Genomic DNA, 12,703 nt, shown 5'->3' with positions numbered 1-12,703 from the left:
GTAGCCTTAAATTTTTTAGTAATGACACTTACCACATTCCAGACCGCCAATCATTTCAGCGGTTACCTTTTTAGACTTGTATTTTTCCTTCAGCTTGTCGTGTAAGTCTTTGTAGTAACCGTTTTCAACATTGATTTCTGTTTCTCTGTGACAATTTATGCACCAGCCCATAGTGAGCTCTGAATATTGATAAAGTACCTCCATTTCCTGCACGGGTCCGTGACATGTCTGGCATTCAAGCCCGGCAACATTTACATGCTGAGCGTGATTAAAATAGGCAAGGTCGGGAAGATTGTGAACGCGCACCCATTTTACAGGCTTTTGCTCGTAGCCTGGAATGTAAGAGTTTGATTCTCTGTCGAATCCTACAGCCGCGTAGATTTTATCGATCTCTTTTGTACCGTATTTAGGACCTTCTTGAATGTATGTATGGCAGTTCATGCACAGCATGGCTGAAGGAATATTCGAATGCTTGCCCTTTTCAGCACCGTAGTGGCAATACTTACAATCAATGCCATTGTCGCCGGCGTGAATCTTGTGAGAGAAGGCTATTGGCTGCTCTGGCATATATCCTTGCTCTACACCGATAGACATCAGCCCCCAGTACAGCTCTTTTAAAAGAAATACAGAGACAACAATGGTGAGGAAAACTATTAGCTTTTGATTCTTGACCGCTACTTGAACACCTTTTGAAAAATCCTCCAAAACGCTGGTGGGTTCTTCACCTTTTATAACTTTAAGGGTGTTCTTAACTTTAACAAGAATGAGCAGCAAAACAAGAAGGAAAGAGGAAAGGGCTACCAATACCCAAATGTTTAATCCTTCTTTTGGCTGAGCCACACCAGTTGCAGGCGCGCCCTGATCAGCGGCAGGAGCTGCAGCTGGCTTGTCGCCAACTATGGTGTATGCCAGAATGTTGAGAATATCTTGATCTGACAGCAACGGGAAGGCGGGCATTGCTGATCTGTTGTACTCTTCGTAGATGGCTATCGCATCTCTATCGCCACTTGCCCGAAGTTCTGCGTTGTTTCTGATCCATTTGATAAGCCACTCTTGTGATCTGCGCTCTGTCACTCCAGCCATTGCCGGACCTACCAACTTCTTATCAAGCTTATGACAGGCGGCACACTGAGCATTAAAAAGCTTCTTTCCTAACTCCGGATCGCCAGGCAAATTTGCTGCGCCGTCTTGTGCAAACAAAGACAGGCTACTCCACAGCATCATTGCTACCAACAGCAACATATTGAGCCTGTTAAAACTTGTTTTCATAATTTTCATAATGTCTTTCGGTACATTAATACTCTGCTGGCAAATTTATATTCTTAACTATTTTTTTTCGTTGCAGGTTTAATTTGGCTTTTACAATTTAAAATCAGTCTAAACAAATTGGTTGTCTTTTTTTAAATCAGGGTTTTAGCGCAATCTTGCAATGTTGATTTATTATCTTTTACGATGAAGAATTTGTTAAATATTTGGGCAGGTTTTTTGGGTTTTGGTATTGTTTACGCCCTTCTTCAGGGTCATCTTTCTTCCGCACAGTCAGTGGTTATTTCTTTATTTGTATGGATGCTGCTATGGTGGACAAATCAAGTGGTACATTACTCCGTCACTGCTCTGCTACCCATTGTAGTTTTACCTCTGTTTGGAGTAGCATCACTTAAAGAGGTGACAACTAATTACTCCAATCCTGTGATTTACCTGTTTTTTGGTGGCTTTTTGTTGGCTTTGGCCGTGGAGAAATGGGACATTCACAAAAGACTTGCTTTGTGGCTTTTGTCAAATTTCAATAAGAATCTTCCATCGGTTTTTTTGGCAATTACCTTATCCTCTTACTTTTTGAGCATGTGGATGAGCAACACAGCCACCGCTATTATGATGCTGCCATTAGCCACTGCACTTGTTTCGACTATTCGTTCACAAATGCCCATAGCAGATCGCGATGAAGAAAAAATTTTTTTAACCATCGCTTTTTCGGCAAACATCGGCGGTATAGCTACCTTAATAGGTACACCTCCCAATCTTGTTTTTTCAGGGTTTTTCAATGAAACGTTTCATCAAACCATCCGTTTCATCGACTGGTTTTTAATTGGTTTTCCTTTAAGTGTTCTGTTGCTCATCATCTTATATATAATATTAGTACCTGGCGATAAAAAGCTTTTTAAAGAAGAAATTCGCGAACGGATAAGGGCTGATTATAAAAGGCTACCTAAGATGAATAGGGCTCAAAAGCGGGTTTTGATTATTTTTTCGATCGTTGCTTTGCTGTGGTTTATCGCTCCATTTATTGAAGTAGCTGTGCTAAACGACACATCCACAGCTATAGCTGGTGCTGTCGTACTGTTCATGCTGCCATCAGGCAATAAATTATCCCCGAGATTGCTTGAATGGCAAGACACAAAAGAATTGTCCTGGGGTATTCTCTTGCTATTTGGTGCCGGACTCACAATGGCGTCAATGTTCGAAAAAACAGGACTTTCAGCTATAATAAGCGACTTTTTTAAGCAATCGGGGTCTTCAAAAGTGTTGCTGACAGTATTAGTAGTAGCTTTTACAGTGTTTTCTACGGAATTTATGTCAAACGTAGCACTCACAGGGCTGATGATGCCTGTAGTTGCGGCTTTGGCTTCCGGCGATAAGCGCATCTTTTTTTACACGGGTATGTCGGTGGCAATGGCGTCGAGCTGCGCATTTATGCTGCCGATTGCTACCCCGCCCAATGCAGTGGCTTTTGGTTCAGGAAAAATTCGAATGATGACAATGATGAAGGCAGGGCTATTGCTCAATGCGGTCAGTATCCTTCTTTTCAGCATGCTGCTATTCTTATCTTTATGAAATTAAAAGGGGCTATTAAACAGTTTTATCTTCTAACAGAGGTACGAACCTGAAATCGCCCAACGCCTTTGCAGTGTAGATTTTATCAGACTTTTTGTATATCAAGGTCATTTTTTGAACGCCTTCGCCAATTGGAATGATGAGCCGTCCACCGGGCTTGAGCTGGTGGAGGAGTTGCGGAGGAATACGCGACGCACCGGCTGTTACAATAATCTTGTCAAATGGAGCATATGCCGGCATACCTTCGTTGCCATCACCATACTTCCCTGTATATCTGATTCCAAGTTTGGTGAGAATGAGTTTTGAAAAATTAAACAACTCAAGTTGGCGCTCAATGGTAAAGACTTTAGCGCCCATGTGAAAGAGAACGGCAGCCTGATAACCCGATCCTGTACCAATCTCGAGCACTTTATCGCCTGCCTGTATGTCGAGGTGCATCGTTTGAAAAGCGACTGTGAATGGCTGGCTGATGGTTTGCCCGGCAGCTATAGGCAGTGCCTGGTCGCTGTAGGCAAGGTCTTCAAGGCTCGAGTCAAGGAAAACGTGGCGCGGCACCTTCATCATTGCCTCGAGTGTTCGCTCGCACCAGATACCTTTTTCCCTTAAAGAATCGAGTAGCAGTCTGCGTTTTCCTTTATGCCGTTCAGTATCTATCATTGTAAGGATATCCCAGCTTCAAAATAAGTTACAATTTGTTGAATGGTTCAAAGCTTATTTTTCAACATTGTAAATAACAAGCTGAAAAAGCTTTGTGAAAACTATTTTCCTATTCTAAATGCTCGAATTACTATAAATTTTTCAAGCTCAACAATTAAAAACAACAATAGACCACCGGCTGAAACAAGGGCAAAGTGATACATTTCTAATGGCACCGTGCGAAATATTTTCTGAAAAACGGGCAGGTATGTGAATGCAATTTGCAAGAGCACTAATGTGCCAATGGCTCTAAAAACGTGCTTGTTGTTGAAAAAATCCCTAGAGAATACATTGTGTCGAATGTGTTTGCAGTTGAGCAAATAGAATAATTCACCAGCCACCAAGGCATTAACAGCTATAGTACGTCCTAATTCAAGAGAATTGTACGTAAAAATTGCATAGTAAAACAAGGTATAGACAATAGCAGCCAACACAGCTCCAACAAAGAAGATACGCCACACCAAATAGGCATCGAGGATAGGTTTTGCGGGTTTGCGAGGCGGACGTTTCATCACATTCTCCTCAGCAGGTTCGAAGGCGAGTGAAATGGCCAGGGTAACCGCTGTTACCATGTTTATCCATAAAATTTGGGGAGCTGATATTGGCAAGGTGCCACCTACAACAAGAGCCACCAAAATCGAGAGTGCCTCAGCAGCATTGGTAGGCAGTATAAAGATTATGGCTTTTCGGATGTTATCAAAAATGCCTCTACCCAATCTTACTGCATTAGAGATCGTCACAAAGTTGTCATCGGTGAGTATAATGTCCGCAACATCTTTGGTTACTTGAGTACCTTTAATGCCCATAGCTACACCGATATCTGCTTTTTTAAGTGCCGGGGCATCATTTACGCCATCGCCTGTCATGGCTACGATTCTCTGCTGTGACTGCAGGGCCTCTACCAGCTTGAGCTTGTGCCATGGAGTAGTACGTGCAAAGACGTTGTATTCCATTGCCACTTTCTTCCATTCTTCATCAGTGAGTTTTTCAAGGCTTTGGCCGTCGATTTTACTCTCCGGATTTTTCAGGCCAAGGCTCTTAGCTATAGCTCCCGCAGTTTCGATATGGTCGCCGGTAATCATTTTTATTGTGATACCCGCCTGATGGCATTTTGCAATCGCTTCTGCAGCTTCGGGCCGAGGTGGGTCAATGATGCAGGCAATACCTGCAAAGATGAGATTTGCTACTTCGCCCTCCGGGAGGGTGCGACTCTGGTCCATTAGTTCTTTCCATGCAGCTGCTATCAGCCGATAGCCATTTGACGCTTTTTGATTAAACACCGCACTGAGTTTGGCCTTTGATTCTTCCGAAAGATTTGAAAGCGCTAAAATTTTTTCTGGTGCCCCTTTTACCAGCAGCTTAATGGAATCCCCATCTTTCACTTTTACGGCCATGTACTTGTGGGCTGATTCGAAGGGAATAGTGGCCAAACGCTCTAACGCCGGCAGATGTATCCCAGCTTTTAGCACCATAACTTTCAGGGCAAGTTCAGTAGGATCTCCATTTAAAATTGTCTGATCAGATTCAAAACGAATTTGGGCATCGTTGCATTGATCGAAAATTAGAAATGCATCACGCACCGCCGGATGGTCAATATTGCCGGTTACAGCTCCCTTGATGTCGTAACCTGAGCCGTCGAAAGAAATGGTTTCTGCATCAGTGATTACTTCTAACACGGTCATTTCGTTTTTGGTAAGTGTGCCAGTTTTATCTGAGCAGATATCGGTTACTGATCCTAAGGTCTCTACAGCAGGAAGTTTGCGCACTATCGCTTTGTTCTGCGCCATCTGTTGGACCCCAAGTGCAAGGGTGATGGTAATAATAGCAGGCAAACCCTCGGGTATGGCAGCTACAATGATTCCAATTATATTAACCAAGATGTCTTGAAGCCCAAAGCGATGTAGATACCAGGAGAAGACTCCAAACAAAATAGACGTGGCCAGTATAAAGAAGGACAATTTTTTTGAAAAATCCTCAATTTTCTGAAGTAACGGTGTTGTGCTTTTCGAAATATCAGTGAGCAAAGTGCTGATTTGGCCCAATTGCGTGTTAGCACCTGTAGCTACTACTACCCCCTTACCTCTGCCAAATGTGGCATAAGTGCCCGAAAAAACCATATTTTTTTGATCGCCAGGCAGCATATCGCCCTCAAGAGGTTGTGTGTGCTTTTCTACAGGCACCGATTCGCCTGTCAAAATTGCTTCTTCCATTTTCAGGGAGTGGCTCTCAAACAATCGAATATCTGCAGTTGCCCGCTGGCCTGATTTCAGTATCACCACATCGCCGGGTACTAACTCCCTGCTATCTACATTTTTAATCAGCCCTCCGCGCACCACAGTAGCTTCGTATTTCACCATTTTTCGAATGGATTCAAGAGCCTTTTCGGCTTTGCCTTCCTGAGCAAAGCCCACAATAGCATTGATGACGACCACACCTAAGATGATACCAGTATCGAGCCAATCTTGAAGCAAAGCAGTAAGTACAGAAGAAGCCAGCAACACATAAATCAATGAGTTGTGAAACTGGGCCAAAAAGCGCTTCCATGCTGGTACGCGATCCATCTCAGGCAACTCGTTGTATCCAAATTTTTCTAACCGTTCAATTACATCAGCATGAGATAAACCTTGCTCACTTGTGCCAAATTCTCTGAAAATTTCGCCAATATCTGCTTGATAGGGTTTCATCGATTTACTTTTTGTGGCATTAAGAAGCGATGAATTTTTTTTTTAAATCATGATAATAATTTGTTTTGCAGAAAATTAACACAAAAATCCTAGCTACGATGCGGTCGAATGTGTTGGCTGAAAGGCTTTTTCACAAAATAATACCTGGTCAGTTCGGATTAGCATTTGTCATTACAGCGGTAGCTTTTATTGCTGCTTTAAGCAATAACGGTCTAAATATAGGCGGTTTCATCACAACTTTAGAACACTGGCAAAAGGGTTTTTGGGACGGCAATCTCATGATTTTTACGCTACAGATGATTCTGATTTTGGTCTTTGGCTATTCTATAGCCATAAGCCCTCGAGTGTATCAATACTTGAAAAAAATTGCTGAAGTCCCTTCTTCGGGCTTGCAGGCAACCATATTGGCCGGCACTGTATCAATGGCCGCATCGTGGCTCAACTGGGGCCTTGGACTTGTAGCTGGTGCAATCTATGTGCGCCTTTTGGGCCACTCTCTGCAGCGACGCCAGATTGTCTTTAACTATCCACTGCTTGGTGCAGCCGGTTACTCGGGTATGATGATCTGGCATGGAGGGCTATCGGGCTCTGCTCCACTAAAAGCAGCCGAGAGCGGACACCTCAAAAGCTTAGTATCAGCAAACGTCTCTTTGCCGGATGCGGTAGCTGTGACAGACACTATTTTCAGCCTACATAATTCATTAATAACACTCTTAGCCAGTATCAGCATACTCGCTCTCATAGCACTTTTGGCTCTTCGCTTTCCTACGAATTCAACTCCATTTAACATTCCCCCACTCCAACCAGACATTGAACTTGACGGTGAAAAAGCCTCAGGGGCTGAAGTGCTCGAATTTCAGCGCTGGCCCGCAATCACCACAGCTGCATTGCTTATCTTTTATCTGTTTAGCAGAGTTGCTATTGAAACAAGTCTTAATTTTTTTACTCCCAATGTAGTTATAACCCTTCTGCTGGCTTTAGGTCTCTTGCTGCATGGCAGCCTTAGAGCATACATGCTCTCCATCGACCGTGCTGTGCAAAGTGCTTCTGGCGTTTTATTGCTCTTTCCCTTTTATTTCGGCATTATTGGTCTGCTGCGCTACAGTGGCCTCACACATGACCTTACTCAGTGGTTTGTATCGCTCGCTGACCAAAATCTCTTCCCGTTGACCGTATTTATAAGCTCCTCGCTTGTTAACTTACTCATTCCCAGTGGCGGAGGGCAATGGGCAGTACAAGGTCCAATCATCCTCGAAGCAGGGTCGCTGCTCGGCATAGCGCCTGAAAAAACCATTCTCAGCTTTGCCTACGGCGATCAGCTTACCAATATGCTTCAGCCTTTCTGGGCAATTCCATTGCTCTACATCACCCGTATTAAAGCCTCTGACCTTATAGGCTACTCATTTTTTATAATGCTCACAGGCTTATTCGTATTTTCTCTTGGCATACTTTTGTTGTTTTAATTCAAAAAATCCCTTTTGACTATGGACGACATCAATCTGGAAGTAGCCAGGTTACAAAAAGAAATTGAAAGCTATCTGAATCTCGGTAATACCAGCATTATCTTCGAATACAAAGAGCGCAATGGCCACGTAAAACTCTACGTAATCACCATCAACCCTCGTCATAACCAAAGCTTCCTGTTCCACAGCACCGAAGGCATTGACAAAAAAGATTGCCTTGTGAAAATGCTCGATTACGTAAAAAACTATCGAACGAAAGAAAATTCTTATACCATCCAATGGACAATTACCGGCGAAAACGAATTGCACACGTCCTACTTCCGTGCTAAAGACATACTCGAAGCCATCGAAAAACTCTACTACGGCCGCGATCCAAACTCTATTACCATATATAGTGTAGTTCTAAATCCTATATCCTAATCAAAAATGAAACACCTTCTCTCAGCCATCGTCTTTTGCTTTACTATTACAACCTTCGCCCAATCCGGCAACTTCAAAAAAATACCTACTGTCGAAATTAAAAGCCTAAGCGGCCAAACCGTTACATCTACCGATGTAATACAAAACGGCGATGCACCCATTATACTCAGCTTCTGGGCTACATGGTGTAAACCCTGCGTCACTGAGCTCAATGCCATTAAAGAAGTTTATGAAGAGTGGCAAGCCGAAACCGGCGTCAAGCTAATTGCCATCTCCATCGACGACCCCCGTAATGCTACCCGCGTAAAGCCCTTTGTCAAAGGCCAAATGTGGGAATACGACATCTACATCGACGAAAATTCCGATTTACGTCGTGCCATGAACGTCAACAACATCCCTCACACCTTTCTGCTCAATGGCAAAGGGGAAGTGCTCTGGCAACACACGGGCTACATTCCCGGCGACGAAGACAAGCTATTCACCCTCATTCGCAAAGTAGCTAAAGACGGCTCTCTTTAGTCTTTAGTTATAAATAAGTGATGTGTCACTTGCAGCCTGCCTGAGAGTCAGCTGATCAGGCTTGCCCAGAGATGGAAGCAGTAGCTGACTTCAAACGCGAACATTTCTCTTATCCCGTACAATTCTTTTTACTACGGTCGTAAAAAAGTTATCCATTTATAAGATCAATCTGGCAATCATAGAACCTCGAAAGAAGGGTTCAAAACCTTGATTTTGAGAAAAGTCAATCCCTTAAATTGAAAAACTCTTGATATTCAATTGACTACAATTGAATCAACATATCTTACAGATATAAATCATGCAGGATTAATCAACGAAATTTGTAATTATCTACGTATAGTCAATCGTCGAGTCACTTCAGCCTTATCATTTATATAAACTGTGTAGAGATATACCCCGGGCTTAAGGTCCTGCACGCTGATTCTGTGCACAGCTTCAGCGCTCGACAGCTGAACAGCTTTAACGATCCTTCCTGTAATGTCGGTAAAAGCAATTTTAGCCTGTTCGTACCCCTTAAGCTCCAACAGCAATTCTACAAACTCACTCGCAGGATTCGGATAAAGACTACCTATTCGACTGCCAGTTAGAAACTTTGCGACGCTAAAGGTTGGAGTCACCTCAAATGTAACGAGAATAGATACTGAGTCATTAGGGCTCTCATCCACAAAAAAAGTATACATTATCTGACCTGAGCGTGCCACTCCATCCTTATCAGGGTACACATGACCTGAAAAATCAACGCTGTTGGTAGCTCCGGCTGCAATACTTATTCCAATTGGGCTTATACTCACCTTAGGCTCAAAACAAAAACCCCAGCAAATAGCATTGCTGTCTACCAAAGCATTATTTACATTGTAATAGCGCTTTACCTTTACTACTTTAGCTGACGAAGAAACGTTCTTAATTGCAGCTTTAGCGTAAATATCATCGCTATTGAAAGCATTACCCATCACTACCGAATCAAAACTAACAATCTGCAAAGACTGCGCTTGTGTAAAAAGCAAACAGACAGATGCTAAAAAACTATGTAATATCTTTTTCATCATTTATTTTCTTGAAAAACAAAGGTAAAGCAAATGTTACCACTTTTGATAACAAAATTTTCGCGAAAAAAGAAATAACGCCCTATTTTTGCAGCCCGATTTTGATGCCTGAGTGGCGGAACTGGTAGACGCGCACGACTCAAAATCGTGTACCGCAAGGTGTGCCGGTTCGATTCCGGCCTCAGGTACAGGCAGCCAAAACCACCTCACCCCCTTGAGGTGGTTTTTTATTAATGTTTTCTTAAGTACTGTGTGTCTATTCAGACGTGTGCTTAGCAGTGTAGCCTTCTATCTTTGCACATAATTTTTTGTGATTCGTTGTAAATGATTTATAAAGGATACGAAGCCATCATCGGTCTTGAAATTCACGTACAGCTCAAGACCTGTAGCAAAGCATTCTCATCAGACCCTATATCCTTCGGTGCTAAACCAAATACGCAAGTCAACCCCATCAGCCTCGGCCATCCGGGTACACTGCCCGTTTTAAACCGAGCAGCAGTAGAATACGCCATACGTCTTGGCCTTGCCTGCAATGCTGAAATTACGCGCTTCAACAAGTTTGCCCGCAAGAATTACTTTTATGCTGACTTGCCAAAAGGATATCAAATATCTCAATACGATACACCCATCTGTACAGGCGGCTATGTAATGATCAAAGATGCCGATGGCAAGGACAAAAAAGTAGGTCTTATCCGCATTCATATGGAAGAAGATTCAGGCAAGAGCATTCACGATATCGACCCCTTTTACACTCTCATTGATCTGAACCGCGCCGGTACTCCACTGCTAGAAATTGTGAGTAAACCCGACTTCAGAAATGGCCAAGAGGCCTACAACTACCTGGCCGAAATGCGCAAACTGGTGCGTTACCTCGACATCTCCGACGGCAATATGGAAGAAGGCTCTCTGCGCTGCGACGTAAACATCTCTGTACGCAAAATCGGTGATACCACATTTGGAACAAAAGTGGAAATCAAAAACATGAACTCCTTCCGAAACGTGCAGAAAGCCATCGACTACGAAATCATCCGTCAGGTCGAGTGCCTTGAAAGAGGCGAAACCCTCACCCAAGAAACACGTACCTACGACCCCTTAAAAAATACCACCAGCGTGATGCGTACCAAAGAAGATGCCCACGACTACCGCTACTTCACCGAGCCAGATCTTGCACCATTAGTGATTACCGAAGAATTCATCCAATCTGTGCGAAGCGCAATGCCCACCCTGCCGTGGGAAGTGAAAGAAATACTCACTACTCAGCACGGACTCTCTGACTATGATGCTGCCCAAATCTGCGAACTCAAAGAAGAAGCTCAGTACTACCTGGAGTGTACAAAACATAGCTCAAGCTATAAAAACATAGCCAATTACATCCTTGGTCCAGTTCGTTCGTTTCTGAACGACAAAGCTCTCTCAATCACAGCCTTCCCTCTCTCACCCAAAAAACTCACTGAACTGATTCAGCTGGTCGATGCAGAGCTTGTAAGCCACTCCGTGGCTCAAGGCAAACTCTTTCCTCTACTCATCGAAAATCCCGATGCCGACCCTGAGCAACTCGCCCGAGAGCACAACCTGCTTCAAGAGCGAAACGAAGATCTCTTAGCTCTAACAGCTAAAGAAGTATTAGAAGCCATGCCAGAAAAGGTCGCTCAATATAAGGCCGGAAAAACCGGTTTGCTCGGCCTTTTTATGGGCGAAGTAATGAAGCGAACTCAAGGCAAGGCCGACCCTAAATTGGCTTCTGCCATTCTCCAGAAACTGTTAAACAACCAAAAATAATCAATACCCAATCGAATGAAAATCAAATCACTATTGGCAGCATTAGCATTAGCTGTCTCCGCTGTAGCCTGCAGCCTTTTTTCACCAAAAGAGCAAGCAGTGCTGAACATGACTATCGCAAACACCCGAAAAATTGCCATTCTGCTGGCCGACACAGTACAAGCCATTTCCATCGATTCGCTCGATATACCAGCCTCAGGCCGCCTCACGTACAAAATAAAATTGTCTGAACCAGGCTTTTACGTACTCGACCTACTGCAAGGCAAGCGCATACCCCTCTACCTCGAGCCAGGCGACTACATCACCATTAAAGCTGATGCTACTGCTGACTATGAGGCAGATAAAATTACTGGTTCAGAAGGTGTTGATATACTCAACCAGATCAACGAAGAAAACTTCAAATCCTTTGCACTGATCGACAGCCTCGAGCAAGAGCTCTCGAAAGCTGAAGGCGAAGGCACTTTTAATAGCGAAATACGCACCAGACTCGACTCTATGTACGAAAAGCGCGTGAAAGAGCACCAAAATGCCCTTTACGCCATTATTGAAAAATATTACAACAAATTGCCTGTGATATTTGCTTTCTACCAGAGCCTTGGCCAGTTTCCACTCATAAGCCCTATGGAGAAATTTGAGCTTTTTGAAAAAGTAGAAGAAGGCTTAAAGAACAAGTATCCAAACAACATGCACACCATCTACTTTGCCAATCGCAATCAAAAGATTAAAGAAGCGATCGAAGTAGAGCGCAAGCGCCGTGAAAATGCTGCCCGCATAAAAGAAGGCAATCCCATGCCCGAAATCGCCTTAGCCAACGATGCCGGTGAAGTTATTAAACTTTCATCTCTTAAAGGCAAAACCATACTCGTTGACTTCTGGGCTGCATGGTGCCGTCCATGCCGCGCTAACAATCCAAAAATCGTAGATCTTTACAAAAAATTTAAAAACAAAGGATTTACTGTATACAGCGTTTCGCTCGACGGTATACCCAGCCAACCCTCACCGCGCGATGCCTGGCAAAAAGCCATTAAAGACGATAAGCTCGAATGGCCTTACCACGTAAGTGAACTCATGGGCTGGAACTCAAGCATCGTTAATGAGTTTGGTATCGAAAACATTCCTTTCACTATTTTAGTGGATAAAAATGGAAACATAGCAGCCGTCAATCCACCTATTGAAATGCTCGAGTCTATCATCAAAAGCATTCTATAAGACGACTTAAATTTTTATCATATAATAACCTGCCCGTGAATAAGGCAGGTTTTTTTTT

Annotated in this window: 10 protein-coding genes and 1 tRNA gene; 7 read left to right on the top strand and 4 right to left on the bottom strand. The window is 43.4% G+C overall.

The genetic code is table 11. The features are described 5' to 3' along the window. Positions 1–15: 15 nt before the first annotated feature. Positions 16–1,269 (bottom strand): c-type cytochrome, encoded by a 1,254-nt coding sequence (locus ACK4EX_RS10785; protein WP_307718667.1) that lies wholly within the window; start codon positions 1,267–1,269, stop codon positions 16–18. Positions 1,270–1,452: 183 nt separating this feature from the next. Between ACK4EX_RS10785 and ACK4EX_RS10780 the strand changes: the two genes are divergently transcribed. Further along, positions 1,453–2,832, top strand: coding sequence for an SLC13 family permease (locus tag ACK4EX_RS10780; RefSeq protein WP_409772668.1), 1,380 nt, complete (start codon positions 1,453–1,455; stop codon positions 2,830–2,832). A 15-nt stretch (positions 2,833–2,847) separates the two neighbouring features. Here the strand turns inward: ACK4EX_RS10780 and ACK4EX_RS10775 are convergent, their stop codons facing one another. Further along, the gene (locus ACK4EX_RS10775; protein WP_409772665.1) at positions 2,848–3,489 is read right to left on the bottom strand and encodes a protein-L-isoaspartate(D-aspartate) O-methyltransferase; all 642 of its coding nucleotides are present in this window, start codon (positions 3,487–3,489) and stop codon (positions 2,848–2,850) included. Positions 3,490–3,590: 101 nt separating this feature from the next. Beyond that, positions 3,591–6,212 (bottom strand): cation-translocating P-type ATPase, encoded by a 2,622-nt coding sequence (locus tag ACK4EX_RS10770; RefSeq protein WP_409772663.1) that lies wholly within the window; start codon positions 6,210–6,212, stop codon positions 3,591–3,593. A gap of 98 nt (positions 6,213–6,310) precedes the next feature. Here ACK4EX_RS10770 and ACK4EX_RS10765 point away from each other — a divergent pair, with 98 nt between their 5' ends. The 3 genes from ACK4EX_RS10765 to ACK4EX_RS10755 are packed head-to-tail and all read left to right on the top strand — an operon-like array spanning position 6,311 to position 8,614. Further along, entirely contained in the window at positions 6,311–7,675 is a 1,365-nt protein-coding gene (locus ACK4EX_RS10765; RefSeq protein WP_409772661.1) for a TIGR00366 family protein, read from the top strand. 21 nt (positions 7,676–7,696) lie between these two features. Next, positions 7,697–8,095, top strand: coding sequence for a hypothetical protein (locus ACK4EX_RS10760; protein WP_409772659.1), 399 nt, complete (start codon positions 7,697–7,699; stop codon positions 8,093–8,095). Between the two features lie 6 nt (positions 8,096–8,101). After that, a complete protein-coding gene (locus ACK4EX_RS10755; protein ID WP_409772657.1) occupies positions 8,102–8,614 on the top strand; it encodes a TlpA family protein disulfide reductase in 513 nt (170 codons plus the stop codon). A 326-nt stretch (positions 8,615–8,940) separates the two neighbouring features. Here ACK4EX_RS10755 and ACK4EX_RS10750 read toward each other — a convergent pair whose 3' ends face one another. Beyond that, a complete protein-coding gene (locus ACK4EX_RS10750; RefSeq protein WP_409772655.1) occupies positions 8,941–9,594 on the bottom strand; it encodes a T9SS type A sorting domain-containing protein in 654 nt (217 codons plus the stop codon). A gap of 169 nt (positions 9,595–9,763) precedes the next feature. On the opposite strand from ACK4EX_RS10750, the gene ACK4EX_RS10745 reads away from it, so the two are divergent. The 3 genes from ACK4EX_RS10745 to ACK4EX_RS10735 all read left to right on the top strand — a co-directional run bounded on the left by ACK4EX_RS10745 (position 9,764) and on the right by ACK4EX_RS10735 (position 12,645). Continuing rightward, positions 9,764–9,845 (top strand) — tRNA-Leu (locus tag ACK4EX_RS10745). A gap of 136 nt (positions 9,846–9,981) precedes the next feature. Next, positions 9,982–11,436, top strand: a complete 1,455-nt coding sequence (gene gatB, locus ACK4EX_RS10740) for an Asp-tRNA(Asn)/Glu-tRNA(Gln) amidotransferase subunit GatB (RefSeq protein ID WP_409772653.1) — start codon at positions 9,982–9,984, stop codon at positions 11,434–11,436. A 15-nt stretch (positions 11,437–11,451) separates the two neighbouring features. Then, positions 11,452–12,645: a TlpA family protein disulfide reductase gene (locus tag ACK4EX_RS10735; protein ID WP_409772651.1), complete on the top strand. Its 1,194-nt coding sequence runs from the start codon at positions 11,452–11,454 to the stop codon at positions 12,643–12,645. The last annotated feature ends 58 nt before the right edge of the window (positions 12,646–12,703 follow it).

Origin of the sequence: Thermaurantimonas sp. (genome assembly GCF_046299575.1) — a bacterium.
In the GTDB taxonomy this organism is placed as follows: domain Bacteria; phylum Bacteroidota; class Bacteroidia; order Flavobacteriales; family Schleiferiaceae; genus Thermaurantimonas.
The sequence above is the reverse complement of the archived record's forward strand: the minus strand, read 5'-3'. Positions and strand labels throughout refer to the sequence as shown.

Excerpts from the sequence above, each read along its gene's own strand:
- ACK4EX_RS10780 (WP_409772668.1), top strand. The coding sequence starts at position 1,453 with ATGAAGAATTTGTTAAATATTTGGGCAGGTTTTTTGGGTTTTGGTATT.
- ACK4EX_RS10755 (WP_409772657.1), top strand. The coding sequence starts at position 8,102 with ATGAAACACCTTCTCTCAGCCATCGTCTTTTGCTTTACTATTACAACC.
- ACK4EX_RS10775 (WP_409772665.1), bottom strand. The coding sequence starts at position 3,489 with ATGATAGATACTGAACGGCATAAAGGAAAACGCAGACTGCTACTCGAT.
- ACK4EX_RS10785 (WP_307718667.1), bottom strand. The coding sequence starts at position 1,269 with ATGAAAACAAGTTTTAACAGGCTCAATATGTTGCTGTTGGTAGCAATG.
- ACK4EX_RS10770 (WP_409772663.1), bottom strand. The coding sequence starts at position 6,212 with ATGAAACCCTATCAAGCAGATATTGGCGAAATTTTCAGAGAATTTGGC.
- ACK4EX_RS10760 (WP_409772659.1), top strand. The coding sequence starts at position 7,697 with ATGGACGACATCAATCTGGAAGTAGCCAGGTTACAAAAAGAAATTGAA.
- ACK4EX_RS10735 (WP_409772651.1), top strand. The coding sequence starts at position 11,452 with ATGAAAATCAAATCACTATTGGCAGCATTAGCATTAGCTGTCTCCGCT.
- gatB (WP_409772653.1), top strand. The coding sequence starts at position 9,982 with ATGATTTATAAAGGATACGAAGCCATCATCGGTCTTGAAATTCACGTA.
- ACK4EX_RS10765 (WP_409772661.1), top strand. The coding sequence starts at position 6,311 with ATGCGGTCGAATGTGTTGGCTGAAAGGCTTTTTCACAAAATAATACCT.